Annotated in this window: 17 protein-coding genes and 2 pseudogenes; 16 read left to right on the top strand and 3 right to left on the bottom strand. The window is 64.2% G+C overall.

Annotated elements, in window-relative coordinates; genetic code table 11:
* Nucleotides 1–171: 171 nt before the first annotated feature.
* From cysS to IVA80_RS01030, 4 genes are all read left to right on the top strand, one after another.
* The gene (cysS, locus tag IVA80_RS01045) at nucleotides 172–1,554 is read left to right on the top strand and encodes a cysteine--tRNA ligase (RefSeq protein WP_247424631.1); all 1,383 of its coding nucleotides are present in this window, start codon (nucleotides 172–174) and stop codon (nucleotides 1,552–1,554) included.
* 115 nt (nucleotides 1,555–1,669) lie between these two features.
* Nucleotides 1,670–2,179, top strand: coding sequence for a GNAT family N-acetyltransferase (locus IVA80_RS01040; protein ID WP_247424629.1), 510 nt, complete (start codon nucleotides 1,670–1,672; stop codon nucleotides 2,177–2,179).
* Nucleotides 2,176–3,774 carry a citramalate synthase gene (gene cimA / locus IVA80_RS01035; RefSeq protein ID WP_247424626.1) on the top strand — a complete coding sequence of 533 codons (1,599 nt, stop codon included), beginning with the start codon at nucleotides 2,176–2,178 and terminating at the stop codon, nucleotides 3,772–3,774. The genes IVA80_RS01040 and cimA overlap by 4 nt, the downstream gene beginning before the upstream one ends.
* A 113-nt stretch (nucleotides 3,775–3,887) precedes the next feature.
* On the top strand, nucleotides 3,888–4,265 hold the full coding sequence (locus tag IVA80_RS01030) for a VOC family protein (protein WP_247424622.1): 378 nt from the start codon (nucleotides 3,888–3,890) through the stop codon (nucleotides 4,263–4,265).
* Between the two features lie 4 nt (nucleotides 4,266–4,269).
* Here IVA80_RS01030 and IVA80_RS01025 read toward each other — a convergent pair whose 3' ends face one another.
* Nucleotides 4,270–4,875, bottom strand: a complete 606-nt coding sequence (locus IVA80_RS01025) for a TIGR00730 family Rossman fold protein (protein WP_247424619.1) — start codon at nucleotides 4,873–4,875, stop codon at nucleotides 4,270–4,272.
* Between the two features lie 200 nt (nucleotides 4,876–5,075).
* Between IVA80_RS01025 and IVA80_RS01020 the strand changes: the two genes are divergently transcribed.
* The 4 genes and pseudogenes from IVA80_RS01020 to IVA80_RS01005 all read left to right on the top strand — a co-directional run bounded on the left by IVA80_RS01020 (nucleotide 5,076) and on the right by IVA80_RS01005 (nucleotide 9,618).
* Nucleotides 5,076–7,031, top strand: a complete 1,956-nt coding sequence (locus tag IVA80_RS01020; RefSeq protein ID WP_247424616.1) for an ABC transporter ATP-binding protein/permease — start codon at nucleotides 5,076–5,078, stop codon at nucleotides 7,029–7,031.
* Nucleotides 7,032–7,088: 57 nt separating this feature from the next.
* Nucleotides 7,089–7,814, top strand: a pseudogene (locus IVA80_RS01015) (phosphatidylserine decarboxylase); the annotation flags it as partial.
* A gap of 79 nt (nucleotides 7,815–7,893) precedes the next feature.
* A complete protein-coding gene (locus IVA80_RS01010; RefSeq protein ID WP_247424611.1) occupies nucleotides 7,894–8,775 on the top strand; it encodes a phosphatidylcholine/phosphatidylserine synthase in 882 nt (293 codons plus the stop codon).
* Nucleotides 8,776–8,898: 123 nt separating this feature from the next.
* Nucleotides 8,899–9,618 carry an RraA family protein gene (locus tag IVA80_RS01005; protein ID WP_212028322.1) on the top strand — a complete coding sequence of 240 codons (720 nt, stop codon included), beginning with the start codon at nucleotides 8,899–8,901 and terminating at the stop codon, nucleotides 9,616–9,618.
* Nucleotides 9,619–9,634: 16 nt separating this feature from the next.
* Here the strand turns inward: IVA80_RS01005 and IVA80_RS01000 are convergent, their stop codons facing one another.
* Nucleotides 9,635–9,928, bottom strand: coding sequence for a hypothetical protein (locus tag IVA80_RS01000; RefSeq protein ID WP_247424608.1), 294 nt, complete (start codon nucleotides 9,926–9,928; stop codon nucleotides 9,635–9,637).
* Between the two features lie 97 nt (nucleotides 9,929–10,025).
* Here IVA80_RS01000 and IVA80_RS00995 point away from each other — a divergent pair, with 97 nt between their 5' ends.
* The 8 genes from IVA80_RS00995 (at nucleotide 10,026) to IVA80_RS00960 (ending at nucleotide 19,718) form a co-directional block, all read left to right on the top strand.
* Nucleotides 10,026–10,850, top strand: a complete 825-nt coding sequence (locus tag IVA80_RS00995) for an SDR family NAD(P)-dependent oxidoreductase (RefSeq protein WP_247424604.1) — start codon at nucleotides 10,026–10,028, stop codon at nucleotides 10,848–10,850.
* 206 nt (nucleotides 10,851–11,056) lie between these two features.
* Nucleotides 11,057–11,830 carry a MotA/TolQ/ExbB proton channel family protein gene (locus IVA80_RS00990; protein WP_247424602.1) on the top strand — a complete coding sequence of 258 codons (774 nt, stop codon included), beginning with the start codon at nucleotides 11,057–11,059 and terminating at the stop codon, nucleotides 11,828–11,830.
* Nucleotides 11,831–11,853: 23 nt separating this feature from the next.
* Nucleotides 11,854–12,684 (top strand): flagellar motor protein MotB, encoded by an 831-nt coding sequence (locus IVA80_RS00985; protein WP_247424598.1) that lies wholly within the window; start codon nucleotides 11,854–11,856, stop codon nucleotides 12,682–12,684.
* A gap of 274 nt (nucleotides 12,685–12,958) precedes the next feature.
* Nucleotides 12,959–14,857 (top strand): potassium transporter Kup, encoded by a 1,899-nt coding sequence (locus IVA80_RS00980; RefSeq protein WP_247424595.1) that lies wholly within the window; start codon nucleotides 12,959–12,961, stop codon nucleotides 14,855–14,857.
* 141 nt (nucleotides 14,858–14,998) lie between these two features.
* Nucleotides 14,999–16,927 carry a potassium transporter Kup gene (locus IVA80_RS00975; protein WP_247424592.1) on the top strand — a complete coding sequence of 643 codons (1,929 nt, stop codon included), beginning with the start codon at nucleotides 14,999–15,001 and terminating at the stop codon, nucleotides 16,925–16,927.
* Between the two features lie 158 nt (nucleotides 16,928–17,085).
* Nucleotides 17,086–17,412, top strand: coding sequence for a rhodanese-like domain-containing protein (locus tag IVA80_RS00970; protein ID WP_026233780.1), 327 nt, complete (start codon nucleotides 17,086–17,088; stop codon nucleotides 17,410–17,412).
* A gap of 8 nt (nucleotides 17,413–17,420) precedes the next feature.
* Nucleotides 17,421–18,599, top strand: coding sequence for an aminotransferase (locus tag IVA80_RS00965; RefSeq protein WP_247424589.1), 1,179 nt, complete (start codon nucleotides 17,421–17,423; stop codon nucleotides 18,597–18,599).
* A 6-nt stretch (nucleotides 18,600–18,605) separates the two neighbouring features.
* Nucleotides 18,606–19,718: a polyamine ABC transporter substrate-binding protein gene (locus IVA80_RS00960; RefSeq protein WP_247424586.1), complete on the top strand. Its 1,113-nt coding sequence runs from the start codon at nucleotides 18,606–18,608 to the stop codon at nucleotides 19,716–19,718.
* A gap of 83 nt (nucleotides 19,719–19,801) precedes the next feature.
* On the opposite strand, the pseudogene IVA80_RS00955 reads toward IVA80_RS00960, so the two are convergent.
* A pseudogene (locus IVA80_RS00955) lies at nucleotides 19,802–19,998 on the bottom strand (IS5/IS1182 family transposase); the annotation flags it as partial.

Here is a 19,998-nt window from a genome sequence, read left to right as displayed (position 1 = left end):
TCCCTTGACGCATGGGCCCTTCGTGGCCCATATGTGGCCGCATGAACGGTCTCCTCGCCATTTGCGCCATTTGCCGCGAGATTACGAGCTAGCGATTCGCTGGCTGGAGCCGTCTTTTCTCAAAAATATTGAGAGCCCTGGACGCCCGGCCAACAGCCGACGGGTATCCCTATGGAATTGCGTCTTTACGATACGCTGACGAAGGAGAAGCGGCCGTTCCAGCCGCTCGATGCGAACAACGTCCGCATGTATGTCTGCGGACCGACCGTCTATGACTTCGCCCATATCGGCAATGCGCGGCCGGTGATCGTGTTCGACGTGCTGTTTCGGCTGCTGCGCCATCTCTATGGCGAAGCGCATGTCAAATATGTCCGCAACATCACCGACGTCGACGACAAGATCAACGACCGCGCCGCGCGTGATTTTCCCGGCCTGCCGCTCAACGAGGCGATCCGTGAGGTCACCGAGCACACCGGCAAGCAGTTTCATGCCGACGTCGATGCGCTCGGCGCGCTCCGGCCGAGCGTCGAGCCGCGCGCGACCGAGCATATCAGCGAGATGCGCGAGATCATCGAGAAGCTCGTCGCCGGCGGTTTTGCCTATGTCGCCGAGGACCATGTGCTGTTCTCGCCGCAGGCGATGAACGCGGCGAATTCCACGCTGCCGCGCTATGGCGCGCTGTCGAACCGCTCGCTGGACGAGATGGTCGCCGGTGCTCGCGTCGACGTCGCGCCATACAAGAAAGGCAACACCGATTTCGTGTTGTGGAAGCCGTCCAAGCCGGGCGAGCCGTCATGGCCGTCGCCGGCCGGCATTGCCGCGCAGGGGCGTCCGGGCTGGCACGTCGAGTGCTCGGCCATGGCCTGGAAGCATCTCGGCGAGTATTTCGACATCCACGGCGGCGGTATCGATCTCGTGTTTCCGCATCACGAGAACGAGGTCGCGCAGACCTGCTGCGCCTTCCACCGGGAGCGCATGGCAAACTACTGGATGCACAACGGCTTCCTCCAGGTCGAGAGCGAAAAGATGTCGAAGAGCCTCGGCAACTTCGTGATCATCCGCGACTTGCTCGCGGATTGGCCGGGCGAGGTGCTGCGTCTGAACATGCTGAAGACGCATTACCGTTCGCCGATCGACTGGACGATGAAGTCGCTGGAGGAGAGTGCCAAGACGCTCGACGACTGGTATCGGGTCGCGGCCGACGCCGAACCTGGCCAGCCGGCCACGTCCGTGCTCGAGCCGCTGCTCGACGACCTCAATACGCCGCTGGCGATCGCGGCGCTGCACGGCCTGCGGGGCAGCGACATCAGTGCCTTGGCGGGGTCGTTGCGCCTGCTCGGCTTCCTCTCCGAAAGCGCTGCGCAGTGGGAAGCGCGCAAGCGGCAGGCGAGCGGGGTCGATGCCAAGGAGGTCGAGCGTCTGATCTCGGAGCGGACGGCCGCGCGTGCGCGCAAGGACTTCAACGAGTCCGACCGCATCCGCGATCTGCTCGCCGCAATGGGCGTTGCGATCAAGGACTCCAAGGAAGGGACGACTTGGGAGGTGCTGCGATGAAGCGGCCGGACACGCCTTTTCCGCGGCACTGGCTCTATTACATTGCGCTAAAAATCCTGCTGCTCGCGGCTGCCGTGGCGCTGGCGCTGAAACTCTATGGGATGTGGTGAAGACGATGGGACAGACTTTGCCAAAGCCCGGCTTGCGGCCCTTCCTGCCGGACGACGTGCCGGTTCTCGCCGCGATCTTCACGGCCAGCATCGAAGAACTGACCGGCGACGACTACAGCGAGGCGCAGCAGCAGGCCTGGATGGCGGCGGCCGAGGACGAAGAATTCGGCAAGCGGCTCGCGGCCGACCTGACGCTGATCGCGACGCTCGAGGGATCACCCGTGGGCTTTGCGTCGCTGCGCGGCAAGGACCATATCCGCATGCTCTATGTGCATCCGGCCGTGGCCGGGCAGGGCTTGGCGACGATGCTCGTCGATGCGCTGGAAAAGCTTGCGGGCGGCCGCGGCGCCGACAAGCTGACGGTCGATGCCAGCGATAACGCGCAGGGCTTTTTCGCAAAGCGCGGCTATGTCGCCATGCAGCGCAACAGCATCACCGTCAACGACGAGTGGCTGGCCAACACGACCATGCAGAAGACGCTCGGCACCGGACCCGCGTCGGGAGCGCTGCAATGAGCAAAGAGCGTCTGTATCTGTTCGACACCACGCTGCGCGACGGGGCGCAGACCAATGGCGTCGATTTCACGCTGGCCGACAAGCAAGTCATCGCGTCGATGCTCGACGATCTCGGCATCGACTATGTCGAAGGCGGCTATCCCGGCGCCAATCCGGCCGACACCGAGTTTTTCGCGACCAAGCCCAAGCTGACCCATGCACGGTTCACTGCGTTCGGCATGACACGGCGGGCAGGGCGATCGGTCTCCAACGATCCCGGCGTCGCCGGGCTGCTGGAGGCGAAGGCGGATGCGATCTGCTTCGTGGCAAAGTCCTCGGCCTATCAGGTGCGCGTCGCACTGGAGACGACAAAGGAAGAAAACCTCGCCTCGATCCGAGACAGCGTGGCCGCGGCAAAGGCCGCCGGCCGCGAGGTCATGCTCGACTGCGAGCACTTTTTCGACGGCTACAAGGAGGATGCCAGCTTCGCGCTCGCCTGCGCCAAGGCCGCCTATCAGGCCGGTGCGCGCTGGGTGGTACTGTGCGACACCAATGGCGGCACCATGCCGAACGAGGTCCAAGCCATCGTCACCGAGGTCACAAAACACATTCCCGGCGATCATCTCGGCATCCACGCCCATAACGACACCGAGCAGGCGGTGGCGAATTCGCTCGCGGCGGTGCGCGCCGGTGCGCGGCAGATCCAGGGCACGCTGAACGGCCTCGGCGAGCGCTGCGGCAACGCCAATCTCTGCTCGCTGATCCCGACCTTGAAGCTGAAGAGCGGCTTTGCCGACGCCTTCGAGATCGGCGTCACGGCGGAGAAGCTGGCGACCCTGGTCAAAGTCTCGCGCACGCTCGACGACATGCTCAACCGCGTGCCGAACCGGCATGCAGCCTATGTCGGCGAAAGCGCCTTCGTCACCAAGACCGGCATTCATGCTTCCGCGGTGCTGAAGGATCCGCAGACCTATGAGCACGTATTGCCGGAGTTGGTCGGCAATCACCGCAAGGTGCTGGTGTCCGATCAGGCCGGCCGCTCCAACGTCATCGCCGAACTCGACCGCGCCGGCATCGTCTATGAGAAGAGCGATCCGAAGCTGACGCGGCTGGTCGAGGAGTTGAAGGAGCGCGAGGCGCAAGGCTACGCCTATGAATCCGCCGATGCCTCGTTCGAGCTATTGGCGCGCCGCACACTCGGCAAGGTGCCGCATTATTTCGAGGTCGAGCAGTTCGACGTCAATGTCGAGCAACGCTACAATTCGCACGGCGAGCGCGTCACCGTCGCGCTAGCCGTCGTGAAGGTCGACGTCGCCGGCGAGCATCTGATCTCGGCCGCCGAAGGCAATGGCCCCGTCAACGCACTCGACGTCGCGCTTCGCAAGGACCTCGGCAAGTACCAGAAGTACATCGAGGGCTTGACGCTGATCGACTACCGCGTCCGTATCCTCAACGGCGGCACCGGCGCGGTCACGCGCGTTTTGATCGAGAGCGAGGACGAGAATGGCGACAGCTGGACCACGGTCGGCGTCTCCCCCAACATCATTGACGCCTCGTTCCAGGCGCTGATGGATTCGGTGATCTACAAGCTCGTGAAGTCGGGCGCGCCGGCGTAGGCGACGGCGGCGCCACAAACACCGTTATTGCGAGCGAAGCAAAGCAATCCAGAGTCTCTCCGCGGACGCAGTCTGGATTGATTCGCTTCGCTCGCAATGACGAAGGAGGGGAAATGATCGACCACATCTCCGTCGGCGTCAGCGATCTCGAACGCTCTGCAAAATTCTACGAAGCAATTCTCGACACGCTCGGGCTCGCGCGCCTCGTCACCCGGCCGCGCACGGTGGGCTTCGGCAAGGCCTATCCCGAGTTCTGGATTAACTTACGCGAGGGCATGCCGCACGTGGCGCCGGAGAGCGGGGCGCATATCTGCCTGCGGGCGAAGACGACGGCCGAGGTCGATGCATTTCATGCCGCAGCGCTGTCCGCCGGCGGCGCCTGCGACGGCGCGCCGGGTATCCGCCCGCACGATCGTGTGCGCTATTACGCGGCCTTCGTCGTCGATCCCGACGGCAACCGCATCGAGGCGGTGACGTTTCCGGCGGAGTAGGCGGTTAGAGTCGGCGTGCCACTTCCGGGGCGAGCTTCTTCTCGGACTCATCGATCTGTGCCGCCGCCGCCTTCAGCTTCGGCAAAATCTCCTCGATCCGATCGGCCTTGAGGATGTCGACGGAGAGGCCGGCGCGGATGAACTCGGTCTGGCGCATATGCGACAACAGCGAGAACAGTGGCTCCCAGAAATTGTCGATGTTGGCGAGCAGCACCGGCTTGGCGTGACGGCCGAGCTGCTTCCAGGTCAGTTGCTCGACCAGCTCTTCCAGCGTGCCGACGCCGCCCGGCAGCGCCACGAAGGCGTCGGAGCGTTCGAACATCAGCCGCTTGCGCTCGTGCATGTCGGGTGTGACGATCATCTCCTGTACGCGCGTCAGCGCGTTCTCGCGCAGCCGCAGGAAGTCGGGGATGATGCCGGTGACGGTGCCGCCGTGATCGAGCACGGAAGTCGCCACCGCGCCCATCAGGCCGAGCGAGCCGCCGCCATAGACCAGGCGGACGTTATTCTCGGCAAGCGCTTTGCCGAACGCCTGGGCGCCTTCGATGAAGCGGGGATTGGTTCCGGGGCCGGAGCCGCAATAGACACAGACGGTTTTGATCGTGCTCATTGGGGCCATGATGCATTGCAACGAAGAGGCGTCAAGCCCAATCGGTGATTCGGAGCACCCGGAAATCTACCGGTAAATAGCGACAAACAATCGAGATTCGCCATCTGGCGGGGTGCGCTGGCATCAGGAAGTCTCTATATGACGGGCGAAAATCGTTAATCGTAACGCGGCCCGCATCCGGCGGGCCTTCAGGTTTCTTGATGGACCAACCTCAATCGTTCAACGGCGCCGACGTTCCTGATCCTGCCGGCGGACCGCTGGAGCGGGCCACGCTGATGGGCACTCTGGCGCATCTGTGGCCCTATATCTGGCCGGGCGACCGCTTCGACCTGAAGATGCGCGTGGTCTGGTCGATGGTGCTGCTGCTGGCCGCCAAGCTGATCACGCTGACGGTGCCGTTCAGCTTCAAATGGGCAACCGACGCGCTGACCGGCGCCAACACCGCGCCGGTGCAGGCGGACAACTGGCAGCTCTGGGTGATCGCGTCGCCATTGCTGCTGACCGCAAGCTACGGCGTGATGCGCATCGTGATGGCGGTGCTGACGCAATGGCGCGACGGCATCTTCGCGCGCGTGGCCATGCATGCGGTGCGCAAGCTCGCCACCATCACCTTCATCCACATGCATGAACTCTCGCTGCGCTTTCATCTCGAGCGCAAGACCGGCGGCCTGACGCGTGTGCTCGAGCGTGGCCGCGAGGGCATCGAGGTCATCGTGCGCATGGTGATCCTCCAGCTGATCCCGACCATCGTCGAGGTCTCGCTGTTGATTGCGGTGCTGCTGTGGCAGTTCGACTGGCGCTACGTGCTCGCGACCCTGATCACCGTCGCGGTCTACATGTACTACACCTATGTCGCGACAGAGTGGCGGATCGGCATCCGCCGCAAGATGAACGATTCCGACACCGAGGCGAACACCAAGGCGATCGACTCGCTGCTCAACTACGAAACCGTCAAATATTTCAGTGCCGAGGCGCGCGAAGCGCAGCGCTACGACCGCTCGGTCGCGCGCTACGAGGAGTCGAGCGTCCAGGCCTATACTTCGCTTGCCGTGCTCAACACCGGTCAAGCCGTGATCTTCACGCTCGGGCTCACCGCGACCATGCTGATGTGCGCGATCGGCGTGCGCAACGGCACCAACACGGTCGGCGATTTCGTGCTGGTCAACGCGATGATGATCCAGCTCTACCAGCCGCTGAATTTCATGGGTATGGTCTATCGCGAGATCAAGCAGGCGATCATCGACATCGAGAAGATGTTCAACGTGCTGGGACGCGAGGCCGAGATCAAGGACGGCCCCGATGCGAAGCCGCTGGTCGTCTCCGCCGGTACGGTATGCTTCGAGAACGTGCGCTTTGCCTATGAGCCGGCGCGGCCGATCCTCAAGGGCATCAGCTTCGAGGTGCCGGCCGGCAAGACGGTCGCGATCGTCGGGCCCTCCGGGGCCGGCAAGTCGACCATCTCACGGCTTCTGTTCCGCCTTTATGACATCTCCGGCGGAAAGATTTCGATCGACGGCCAGGACATCCGCAACGTCACCCAGAGCTCGCTGCGTGCCTCGATCGGCATGGTGCCGCAGGACACCGTGCTGTTCAATGACACCATCCGCTACAACATCCGCTACGGCCGCTGGGACGCCAGCGATGCTGACGTCGAGGAGGCGGCGCGGCTGGCGCAGATCGACCATTTCATCCGCATGGCGCCGATGGGCTATGAGACCCAGGTCGGCGAGCGCGGCTTGAAGCTGTCGGGGGGCGAGAAGCAGCGCGTCGCGATCGCGCGCACGGTGTTGAAGGCGCCGCCGATCCTGGTGCTGGACGAGGCCACCTCGGCGCTCGACACCCACACCGAGCACGAGATCCAGGGTGCGCTCGACCGCGTGGCGAAAAACCGCACCTCGCTGGTGATCGCGCACCGGCTCTCGACCATCATCGGCGCCGACGAGATCATCGTGCTGGACCAGGGCCGCATCGCCGAGCGCGGCACTCACGCAGACCTGCTCGCGCAGGGCGGTCTCTATGCCAGCATGTGGAACAGGCAGCGCGAGGCAGAGGCCGCGCGCGAGAAACTGGCCAGGATAGCCGACAGCAGCGAGGCGCCGAACCGGGAGCCGCCGCGGGTCGACGACGCCCTCACGGCGCCCGCGGCCGCGGAGTGACCTTGTCTCCGGTCCCAACTCTGGCCTAAACAACTCCACCGCGCGAGACGACCCGCGCCATCAACCCCTGAGCGGCAGATAGCGATGTCCATTCTCGATTCGATCCAGCGTCAGATCCCGCCGATCCACAAGGAGGGCTATCCCTTCATCGGCGGCTTTGCGCTGGCAAGCCTCATCCTGTTCTGGCTATGGTCGCCTTTGGGGTGGATCGGTACGATCCTGACCGTGTGGTGCGCGCTGTTCTTCCGCGATCCAGTCAGGGTGACGCCGGTGCGCGAGGGGCTCGTGGTGTCGCCGGCCGACGGCCGCGTCTCGATGATCACCATGGCGCTGCCGCCGGCCGAGCTCGGGCTCGGCGACCGGCCGCTGCCGCGCATTTCGGTGTTCATGAGCGTGTTCAACTGCCACGTGAACCGCAGCCCGATCGCGGGCAGGGTGGACCGCATCGCCTACCGGCCGGGCCTGTTCATCAACGCCGAGCTCGACAAGGCGAGCGAGGACAATGAGCGCAACTCGCTCGTGATCACGACGCCGACGGCGCGGATCGGCGTGATCCAGATCGCAGGGCTCGTCGCCAAGCGCATCGTCTGCTTCGTCAGGGAAGGCCAGGCGATCGGGGCGGGCGAGCGGTTCGGCCTGATCCGCTTCGGCTCGCGCCTCGACGTCTATCTGCCATTGGGCACCAAGGCGCTGGTGTCGGAAGGGCAGACCGCGATCGCCGGCGAGACGATTTTGGCCGATCTCTCCGGGGACGACCCGAGCCGCGCCTACCGCACCAATTAACCATTAGTCGGTGCATGAGGGCCTTCCGCCGCAATGGCGGAGGGGAACGCGGCTTGCTATATTTCGGTTGAGGTAAGCCATGACCCCCTACGATTTCAAAGATCCTGACGTACGCCGCCGGCGGTTCCGCCCGATCCCGGTGCGCATGCTGGTGCCCAACGTCATCACGCTGCTGGCGATCTGCGCCGGCCTGACATCGATCCGGCTGTCGATCGAGGGGCGGATGTCGCTCGCGGTCTACGCCATCGTGTTCGCAGCCGCGCTGGATGGCATCGACGGCCGTATCGCGCGCATGATCAAGGGCCAGTCCAAATTCGGCGCCGAGCTCGACAGCCTCGCCGATTTCGTCAATTTCGGCGTCGCGCCCGGCCTGATGTTGTATTTCTGGCAGTTGCACGAGCTCGGAAATGCCGGCTGGATCGCCGCCATGGTGTTCGCGATCTCCGGCGGGCTGCGCCTCGCACGCTTCAACGCCACCATGGACGATCCGAACAAGCCGGCCTTCGCCGCCAATTTCTTCACCGGCGTGCCGGCGCCCGCCGGCGCGATCACTGTGCTGCTGCCGATCTATATCGCCTTTCTCGATCTCGGACGGCTGCCCGCGACGGTGACCGCGGCCTATACGCTCTTGATCGCCTTCCTGATGGTCTCGCGCCTGCCGGTGTTCTCCGGCAAAACCAAGCGCATGCGCGTGCCGCCCGAGCTGGTGCTGCCGGCGTTCGTCGCGGTGATCGTCTTCATCGCGCTCCTGATCGCCTATCCCTGGCACGTGCTGTCGATCGGCACGGTGCTGTATCTGCTGGGCCTGCCGCTCGGCTACAAATCCTATCGCGACCAGGGGCGCGCGATCGAGGCCGCAGCGCCGTCGGGAGGCGGGGTCATGCAACCGTCGTCGTCGCCGACGTTGGCGGCGAATATGTCGGAGCCGGCGCAGGACGACCGGCCCGACCGGCTGCACTGAACGGCAGCTCGCGGATATCTGCCATGAGGGCTTCCCGAGTTGGGTTGAGGCCCGATCTCGGCTATATCGCCCTCTGCCGGCCGCATCGCGACAACAGCGGCCGCCAATCTGGGAGAGAACGCCGTGACTGATACCGTGACCGGACCGCTGCCAGCTTCCGTCCTCGAAGCGCTGGGCCGCTATGACACGCCGACGATCTGCAATGCCATGGAGATCGTGGCGCCCGAGCGCCGGTTGATCGGTTACACAACCAAGCAGCTGGTCTGTCCGTTTCCCGACCTGCCGCCGATCGTCGGCTATGCCCGCACGGTTGCGATCCGCTCGGTGCTGAAGTCCTCGCTTCCAGCGGAGGAGCAGTCGAAGCGCCGCATCGAATATTACGAATATGTCGGCACCGGCCACGGTCCGCGCATCTCGGTGATCCAGGACATCGACGGGCCCGATGTCGGCTACGGCGCGTTCTGGGGCGAAGTGCAGAGCAACGTGCACAAGGCGCTCGGCTGCCTCGGCGTCATCACCGACGGCTCGATCCGCGACATCCCGCAATGGGCCCCGGGCTTCCAGGCGCTGGCCGGCTCGATCGGCCCGTCGCATGCCTGGGTGCATGCGGAAAGCTTTGGCGGCGAGGTGCGCGTTGCCGGCATGACCGTGAAATCCGACGACCTGATCCATGCCGACCAGCACGGCGCCATCGTGATCCCGCACGACATCGCTGCGAAACTGCCGGAAGCCGCCGAACTCTGCGGCCGCCGCGAGACGCCGATCCTGGAGATCGCGCGCAGCCCCGACTTCTCGCTGGAGAAGCTGAAGGCCGCGCTGAAGCGCTCGGCGGAGATTCACTAACGCGCGACTGAACGACTTACGGCCGCGTTTCTGGCCGCGGGCCGCCCTGTTCCGTCAGAAACAGAGCGGCCTGATCCGGCTCGCCGAAAACTATGGCGGCGCATCCGATGAGGGTGAAGCCGCCTGCAAGATCCCACAGGGTGATGTTGTCCGCATTGTCGGGAATGTGAATCAAGCGTGCCGCGATCACGGCGAAGCCAGCCTCGACGAAAAGCAGGACGCTGAACCCCGGCAAGACGAGTTCCGGCTCGAGCAGATGGAGCGCCAGCACCGCGGGCAGCGTCGTGAGAAGACTGAACAGCGCCAACATTGCGATGGCTCCCGCCATAAGCATGCCGCATGGCCATAGCATATCGCAGGATTCCTCGTCACGGATGCGGCGCAGGGCCGCAGCCGGAGGGCGCACAATGAAGATGAATGGCAAGACCGTCCTGATCACCGGTTCGACCGACGGCGTCGGCCGCCACGTCGCGCGCCGGCTGGCCGAAGCAGGTGCGAGGGTCCTGATCCATGGCCGCGACGCCGCGCGCGCCAAGACGCTGATCGACGAAATCGTGAAGGCAGGCCACGCGGCGCCAACCTTCTACCAGGCCGACCTGTCGTCGATGTCGGGTACGCGTGCACTCGCCGAGGCCGTGAAGCGCGATCACCAGCGTCTCGACGTCTTCATCAGTAACGCCGGCATCGGCTCGCAGAACGACGGGCCGCAGCGGCAGGAAAGTAACGACGGCTACGAGCTGCGCTTTGCCGTGAACTATCTCTCCGGCTTCCTGCTCGCTCATCTGTTGTTGCCACTGCTGCAGACCGCGGCGCCTTCGCGCATCGTCAACGTCGCTTCGCTCGGCCAGCATCCGATCGATTTCGACGATGTCATGATCATCAAGGGCTACAGCGGCTCGCGCGCCTATGCACAGAGCAAGCTCGCGCAGATCATGTTCACGATCGATCTCGCTGAAGAGCTCGAGGATACCGGCATCACCGTGAACTCGCTGCACCCGGCGACCTACATGAATACCACGATGGTGCGTGCCGGCGGCATGGCGCCGATCTCGACGGTGGAGCAGGGCGGTGCGGCGATCCTGCACCTCGTCGAAGGCGACGACGTCGCTGGCATGAACGGCCTGTTCTTCAACGGCATGAACGAGGCACGCGCCAATCCGCAGGCCTACGATGCCGATGCACGCAAGCGCCTGCGCGCGCTCAGCCTGGATCTGACGGGCCTGTCCCCCTAGTGCGGCCGCAATCATGGTTAGCAAAGAGTTGAGATTCCTGTCGGCGACCGGCAAGGCCGGGCGCTCGCCGTGCGTTCGTGCCACGCTGTCCCAACTTAACCTTTACGCGTCTTTAATCGCGGCCCACTAGGGTTTTCGATGCGGTTCGGGGTTGGACTGCGCCATCGGCCAGGACGGCCGTTGTTGCGTTCGCGTTGGAGTCTCCCATGGATATCATGACGAGCGTCGGCCTCGTGGCGGGCATTATCGTCATTGCGACGATGATGCTGCTGGGGGGCGATCTTCACATGTTCGTCTCCGAACATGCCATGATCATCATCTTCGGCGGATCGACCGCAGCGACCATGATCCGCTTTCCGCTCTCGACGCTGATCCACGGCCTGCCGCTCGGCGCCAAGTTTGCCTTCACGATGAGCCGTCTGTCGGCGCACGACCTCGTCGACGAGCTCGCCCGCATCGCCGAGATCGCCCGCAAGCAGGGCCCGGTGGGCCTGGAAAAGGTGGAAACGGACGAGCCGTTCCTGGCCAAGGGCATTCGCTTCGTCGCCGACGGCTACGACCTCGATTTCATCCGCGACAATCTCGAGCGCGACCGCGACAACTTCCTCATGCACCTGGACGAGGGCAGCAAGATCTACCGCGCCATCGGCGACTGCGCCCCTGCCTTCGGCATGGTCGGCACGCTGATCGGCATGGTGCAGATGTTCGCCAACATGACCGACCCCTCCAAGCTCGGCCCCTTCATGGCCACCGCGCTGCTCGCGACGCTGTACGGCGCGCTTGTCGCCAACCTTTTCTGTACCCCGATTGCCGACAAGCTGCATGGCAAGCTCCTGGACGAGGAGACCAACCGCACGCTGATCATCGACGGCATCCTGATGATCCGCGACTCCAAGAGCCCGACGCTGGTGCGCGAAATGCTGCTGGCCTATCTGCCCGAGAAGCACCGCCACGCCGAAGGCGAGCCGGTTCCGGCGTAGCGCCGGACGTCGGGGTCTGACCAATGGCCAAGAAGAAGCGTGGCGATTCACACGGAGGCGGTCACGGCTGGTTCGTGACCTTCGCCGACCTGATGGGCCTGATGATGAGCTTCTTCGTGATGCTCGTCGCGTTCTCCACCCAGGATGCCAACAAGCTGAAGGTCGTCGCAGGCTCCATGCGCGATGCCTTCGGCGTCCAGACCGAAGCGCGTTACGCCGGCATCGTCGAGTCCGACGGCCTGCCGACGCGCCCGCGGCTGAAGAACGTCGACCACATCCAGCCCGAGGATTCCTCCAACACGCCGACGCCGGACCAGGAGGATCGCGACCGCACCTCGGGGGCGAAGATCAAGGTCGACCGCAACTTCGCGCTCGCCGCCGCCTCGCTGCGCCAGGCCTTGCAGGACATGCCGGAACTGACCGAGATGTCCAAGCACATCATGTTCGAGGAGACCAAGCAGGGCCTCAACCTCGAGATCATCGACCAGGATGGCCGCTCGATGTTCGCCGACGGCTCCAAGGTGCCCTATGACCGCACCCGCCGCCTGATCGAGAAGCTCGCGATTCCGCTCAAGGCGACGCCGCTGCGCGTCTCCATCGCCGGCCATACCGCAGCCGGCTTCGTGCCGAGCCGCAGCGATTACGGCGCCTTCGATCTGTCCGCCGACCGTGCCAATGCCGTGCGCCAGATCCTCGAACGCGAGGGCCTGCCGCCGTCCCACGTCTTCGCTGTCGCCGGCAAGGCGGACACCCAGCCGCTGTTCCCGGACGATCCCTCGCTCGCCGCCAACCGGCGGGTGACCATCACCCTGATGCGCGAAGATCCGCCGCTGCCGCCGAATTTGAAGCCCTAAAACGTTTCCCGCGAAGAGGACGCCGGTTCGCGGGAGGAAAATGCATCAAATGAAGAATCTGGAGCCCCGTTCCGATTCAATCGGAACGGAGAGGCTCTCGGGCACTTGCGCTACCACCTTACCTGAGGCATGTCGTCGCGCTGGCGACGACCGTTGCCGTGCCGTCACAGCATCTGCCCGGCGCCTGCTATGGTGGGTGTACCGATTGACAGGCGCGCCGGAACGGTCGAAAGGCGCCGGATCAATTCTCGGGAAGAAGCGTTTCTAGTCTCACATGACGGCGAGCATCACATCGACCGAGACTCAGGAAGGGCCGGTCACCTCGGGTTTCTGGGGCCTGACGCTCGGGAGCATCGGCGTCGTCTTCGGCGATATCGGCACATCGCCGCTCTACGCATTCCATGAGGCCGTCAGGGGCGCGGCCCACGGCGAGCCGGTCTCGCGGGTCATCGTTCTGGGCGTGCTCTCGCTGATCCTGTGGGCGCTCTTTATCGTCGTCACCGCCAAATACGTGCTGCTGCTGCTGCGCGCCGACAATAACGGGGAGGGCGGGACGCTTTCGCTGATGGCGCTTGGCCAGCGCGCGCTCGGACGGCGGAGCTGGTTCCTGCTCGCGCTCGGCGTGGTCGGCGCCTCCATGTTCATCGGCGATTCCATGATCACGCCGGCGATCTCGGTGCTGTCTGCGGTCGAGGGCCTGAAGCTCGCGACGCCCGCCTTCGAGCACTATGTCGTACCGCTCACCGTTCTCATCCTGGCCCTGCTGTTTGCGGTCCAGAGCAAGGGGACAGCGCTGGTGGCGTCCGCCTTCGGACCGGTCATGGTGGTCTGGTTCACCTGTCTGGCGGTGATGGGCATCGTCCACATCTCCGACGATCCCTCGGTGCTCGCGGCCATCAATCCCTATTACGCGGTGCATTTCCTGCTCTCGCACGGCACGATCGGCCTCGTGACACTCGGCGCGGTCTTCCTGGCGGTGACCGGCGGCGAGGCGCTCTATGCCGATCTCGGCCATTTCGGCCGCAAGCCGATCCAGTCGGCCTGGATGTTCTTCGTGCTGCCCTCGCTTCTGATCAACTATTTCGGACAGGGCGCGCTGGTGCTGTCCGATCCCAGCGCGATTGAACACTCGTTCTATCGGATGGTGCCCGAGTATCTGGTGCTTCCGCTGGTCGGACTTGCGACGGCCGCGACAGTGATCGCGAGCCAAGCCGTGATCACCGGCGCCTATTCGCTGGTCTATCAGGCGGTTCAGCTTGGCCTCTTGCCGCGCTTCGAGGTGCGCTACACCTCCGAGACCCATGCCGGCCAGATCTATCTGCCCCGCGTGAACCGGCTGCTCCTGATCGGCGTGATGCTGCTGGTGCTGTTGTTCCGTACCCCCAGCAATCTGGCCTCGGCCTACGGCATTGCGGTCTCCACCACCATGGTTGCCGACGGCATCATGGGATTCATCGTGATCTGGAAGTTATGGAACTGGCGCGCCGCGACGGCCGCGGCGGTGATCATGCCCTTCGTCGTGGTCGATATGACCTTCTTCAGCGCAAATCTGTTGAAGCTGCTCGAAGGCGCCTGGGTGCCACTGTTGTTCGGCGCGGGCATGGCGGCGACGATCTGGACCTGGCGCCGGGGCTCGGGAATTCTGATCCAGAAGACGCGCCGGATCGAGGTACCGCTCGACGATCTGATCCGGAGTCTGGAGAAGCGGCCGCCGCACATCGTCAAGGGCACCGCGGTGTTCCTGACCAGCGATCCCGCCTTCGTGCCGACCGCGCTGCTGCATAATCTCAAGCACAACAAGGTGCTGCACGAGCACAATGTGGTCCTGACCATCGAGACCGCGCATACGCCGCGGGTCGAGCTGTCCGAGCGGTTCAGGATGGAGAAGATCAGCGACAAGTTCTCCAAGGTCCGGCTGCGCTTCGGTTACATGGAGCAGCCGAACGTGCCCAAGGCGCTCGCGATCGCGCGCAAGCAGGGCTGGCAGTTCGACATCATGTCGACCTCGTTCTTCGTGTCGCGACGGTCGCTCAAGGCCTCGGCCCAGTCGGGCATGCCGCTGTGGCAGGATCACCTCTTCATCGCGCTGAGCCGATCCGCCAACGACGCCACCGACTATTTCCAGATTCCCACGGGACGGGTGGTTGAAGTCGGCACCCAGGTCACCATCTGAGCGCAATTGGCGCACCCATGCATATTTGCATGGCAACGGCCCAGAATCGGGCTAGGCTATGCCGGCTGCGCAGGACTATAAGCCGCGCGCTCTTCCGCCGTTGTGCAGTGAAGCATTCTTTAGAGGCCTTCAGGCTCTCCCATGAGAAGTGATGTAGCGATTTCCGCCCCGGAAACGGCGGCGGCCAATGGGCATGGCGACGCCCACACCACCGCCCGTTTCGGTGCGCTGACGCTCGGCAGCATCGGCGTCGTCTATGGCGATATCGGTACCAGCCCGCTCTACGCGTTCCGCGAGGCGGTGATGGCGGCCTCGGGCGTGGAGGGGGTGCCGACGCCGGCGGCCGTGCTTGGCGTGCTCTCGCTGATCCTGTGGGCGCTCATCATCGTGGTGACGCTCAAATACGTGGTGATCCTGCTCCGTGCCGACAACAATGGCGAGGGCGGCACGCTGGCGCTAATGGCGCTGGCCCAGCGCGCGCTCGGAACGCGCGGGGTGACCATTGTCCTGCTCGGCATCATTTCCGGGGCCCTGTTCTACGGTGACGCCGTGATCACGCCGGCGCTCTCGGTGCTGTCGGCGATCGAAGGCATGAAGGACGTCACCCTGCACTTCGAGCCCTACATCGTGCCGCTGACCGTGATCATCCTGGTTGGCCTGTTCGCCGTGCAGTCGCGCGGCACTGCCCGCGTCGCCGCCTTCTTCGGTCCGATCATGTGCGTCTGGTTCGCGGTGATAGCGAGCGCGGCAATCCACCCGATCATCGAGCAGCCGCAGGTGCTGTTCGCACTGAACCCGCTCTACGCCGTGTCCTTCATGTTCCACCACGGGATCATCGGCTTCGTGACGCTGGGCGCCGTGTTCCTGGCGGTCACCGGTGCCGAGGCGCTCTATGCCGACCTCGGCCATTTCGGCAAGCGGCCGATCCAGACCGCCTGGCTGTTCATCGTGCTGCCGTCGCTGGCGCTGAACTATCTCGGTCAGGGCGCTCTCGTCCTCGGCGATCCCGGCGCGATCGTGAGCCCGTTCTTTCAGCTCTTCCCGCAAGGCTTTTTTCGCGGCTGCATGGTCGTGCTCGCCACTGCAGCCACTGTGATCGCGAGCCAGGCCGTGATCACCGGCGCCTATTCGCTGACGCGCCAGGCGATCCAACTCGGGCTGCTGCCGCGGTTTGAAATTCGCCATACGTCTGAAGCCCATTCCGGCCAGATATTCATCCCGCGCATCAACCAGCTTCTGCTGGTCGCGGTGGTGCTGCTGGTGCTGCTGTTCCGCTCCTCCAGCGCGCTGGCGTCGGCCTATGGCATATCGGTCACCGGGACCATGGTGGTTACGGCGATGATGGGTTTCGTCGTGATCTGGAGGGTCTGGAGGTGGTCGCCGTTCGCTGCCGCCGCCCTGATCATACCGTTCCTGTGCCTCGACTTGACTTTCCTGGCCGCGAACCTGCTCAAGGTGTTCGAGGGCGGCTGGGTGCCGCTGGCGCTGGGCGCCATCATGATCATGCTGATGTACACGTGGCGGCGCGGTAGCCGGCTGCTGTTCGAGAAGTCGCGCAAGCTCGAATTTCCGCTCGCAGACCTCGTCGCGATGCTGGAGAAGCGGCCGCCGCAGCGGGTGCCCGGCACCGCTGTGTTCCTGACCTCAGACCCGCTCAGCGCGCCGACCGCGCTGATGCACAGTCTGAAACACTACAAGGTGCTGCATGAGAAGAATGTCATTCTCACCATCGAGACCGCGCAGACCCCGCGCATCGATCCGGCCGAGCGCGTGAGGCTGGAGCAGATCAGCCCGACCTTCTCCAAGGTCACGCTGAAGTTCGGCTTCATGGAATCGCCCAATGTGCCGAAGGCGCTGGCGATCGCGCGCAAGCTCGGCTGGCAATTCGACATCATGTCGACCTCGTTCTTCCTGTCGCGGCGGGCGCTCAAGCCCGCCGCCCATTCCGGCATGCCGCGCTGGCAGGACCGGCTGTTCATCTCGCTCAGCCGCTCCGCCAACGATGCCACCGACTATTTCCAGATCCCCAGCGGCCGCGTGGTCGAGGTCGGAACCCAGGTGGCGATCTGATCCGCCGGTTGAAGGTCGCGCTTCAAGTCGCTGCGATTTAGCTTTAACTTGCGCTGCGCGGCTCAAGCCTTTGTAGCGCTTGATTTTCGCTCACCGAGAGGCGAGGTTGCCGCCCGCCGGGATCACCCCGGCATGCGGCGGCGACGTTGGAGGATGATGTGGCAAACCAGGTACAGGATCTGACCCCGGACGAGGTCTCCAAGGGTGTCGCGGAGGGCCGCTATCTGCTCGTCGATGTTCGCGAGCCGAACGAGGTCGAGGCCGAGGCCTATCCCTATGGTGTCGTGGTGCCGCTCTCGACCTTCGATCCCAAGGCGATCCCCGATCCCGCCGGCAAGGAGGTCGTGTTCGCCTGCCGCTCGGGCAAGCGCTCGGTGACGGCTTCGCTCGCGGCGCAAGCGGCGGGGCTGCCTTACGACAAGCATCTGGCCGGCGGTATGCTCGGCTGGAAGGCGGCGGGTCTTCCCAGCAAGATCGGCGGCTGATCGGGCCGATGTCCAAAAGCTCTTCGCTGAACAAGGTCTTTGCCGACCTTCCCGTCACCATCTTCGAGGCGATGTCGCAGGCCGCGCGCGACAACGACGCCATCAATCTCGGCCAGGGTTTCCCTGACGATCCCGGCCCTGAGGACATCCGCCGCGCCGCGGCCGACGCCTCGCTGAACGGGTACAACCAGTACCCCTCAATGATGGGCCTGCCGGAACTGCGCCAGGCGATCGCCACCCATTACGGCCACTGGCATGGCCTCAAGCTCGATCCGATGAGCGAGGTGATGGTGACCTCCGGCGGCACCGAGGCGCTGACCTCGGCCATTCTCGCAGTGGTCCAGCCCGGCGACGAGGTGGTCTGCTTCCAGCCGGTCTATGATTCCTATCTGCCGATCATCCGTCAGGCCGGCGGCATTCCGCGCCTCGTGCGGCTTGAGCCGCCGCACTGGCGGCTGAATGAGGACATGCTGAAAAGCGTCTTCAATTCAAAGACCAAGGCGGTGCTATTCAACAATCCCCTGAATCCGTCCGCGGTGGTCTATCCGCGCGAGGACCTTGAGCTGCTTGCGCGCTACTGCCAGGAGTTCGACGTCATCGCGATCTGCGACGAGGTCTGGGAGCACGTCACTTTCGACGAGCACAAGCACATCCCGCTGATCACCATCCCCGGCATGCGCGAGCGCACCGTCAAGGTCGGCTCGGCCGGCAAGATCTTCTCGCTGACGGGCTGGAAGATCGGCTTCGTCTGCGCCGCGCCGCCGCTGCTTCGGGTTGCGGCCAAGGTGCATCAGTTCCTGACCTTCACCACCGCCCCGAACCTCCAGGCCGCCGTCGCCTATGGGCTCGGCAAGTCCGACGACTACTTCCTGTCGATGCGCAAGGATCTGACGCGGAGCAGGGACCGCCTCGCCAAGGGACTGGAGAGCCTCGGCTTCCCCGTGCTGAAGTCGCAGGGCACCTATTTCCTCACCGTCGACCTGTCGCCGCTCGGGCTCAACGAGAGCGACACCGAGTTCTGCTGGCGGATCGTGAAGGACTACAAGGTTGCGGCGATCCCGGTCTCGGCGTTCTACGAACAGGATCCGGTGACTTCGGTGGTCCGCTTCTGCTTCGCCAAGAAGGACCAGACCCTCGACACCGCACTGGAGCGGCTGTCCGACGCGGTGCGCGGGCGCAAGAGGTAGGCCAGGATGACGACCGTCAGCCGCTCGAGGTTTTGCCTCGGTTTTGCAATCGCCGCGGCGCTGACGTTGTTGTCCGCCCCTGCAAGTGCCGAGGAGCGGGTGGTCAACTTCTACAACTGGTCCAACTACATGGCGCCTGATGTCCTTGAGGCCTTCACCAAGGAGACCGGCATCAAGGTGGTCTACGACACCTTCGATGCCAACGAGACGCTGGAGACGCGCCTGATGGCCGGCAAGTCCGGCTACGACGTCGTGGTGCCCACGGCCTATTTCCTCCAGCGCCAGATCAAGGCCAACATCTTCCAGAGGCTCGACAAGTCGAAGCTGCCGAACCTTGGCAATGCCTGGCCGGTGGTGACCGGGCGCCTTGGCATTTACGATCCCGGCAACGTCTACGCCGCCAGCTACATGTGGGGTACGACGGGCATCGGCTACAACGTCGGCAAGGTGAAGCAGATCCTCGGCCCCGATGCGAAGATCGACAGCTGGGACATCGTCTTCAAGCCGGAGAATTTGGCAAAATTTACGGATTGCGGCGTCCACATGCTCGACTCCGCCGACGACATCTTTCCGGCGGCGCTGAACTATCTCGGGCTCGATCCGAACTCGACCAAGCAGGCGGACCTGGAGAAGGCCGCGGACGCCGTGGCCAAGGTTCGGCCCTTCGTGCGAAAATTTCACTCCTCCGAATATCTCAGCGCGCTCGCCACCGGCGAGATCTGCTTCGTGGTCGGCTGGTCCGGCGACATCATGCAGGCCCGCGCGCGGGCGGCGGAAGCGAAAAGCGGCGTCGAGATCGGCTACGCGATCCCGAAGGAGGGCGCGCAGATGTTCTTCGACAATCTGGCGATCCCCGCGGACGCGAAGAACGTCAGTGAGGCCTACCAGCTGATCAACTATCTTTACCGCCCGGACGTCGCAGCCAAGAACTCGAACTATCTGTCTTATGCGAATGGCAACCTCGCCAGTCAGAAGCTGGTCGATCCGAAAATCCTTGGCGACAAGAACATCTATCCGGACGAGGCCACGCTCGCAAAGCTGTTCGTCATCACCGCCCGGGATCCCGCGACGCAGCGGGTGATCAACCGGTTGTGGATCAGGGTGAAGACGGGGCGGTGAGGGAGGGGTGTAGGCACCTCATCTGCAATCGCCCACGGGAGCGGATTCGGCTGGTATCGAGTCGTCCGTGAAGAACGCCGGTTTTAAGCCGGAGCGGGTTGAATCGTTGCCATAAGGGCGAGGAGTATCTGGCACAACAAAAGCCTGAGCCTGCGGATCAGGCGGCGGAAGTTGTAGCCGGCAGCTGCGAGGATGGCGTTGGCAGCGTCGCCTTGGCGGTACCAGAGATAGTTTCGGCCCATTCGATGCTCGGCTTTGAGATGGCCGATCACGGGTTCGA

The organism is Bradyrhizobium sp. 139, from assembly GCF_023074175.1.
Lineage (GTDB): Bacteria > Pseudomonadota > Alphaproteobacteria > Rhizobiales > Xanthobacteraceae > Bradyrhizobium.
This window is presented reverse-complemented; position numbering and strand designations above follow the sequence as displayed.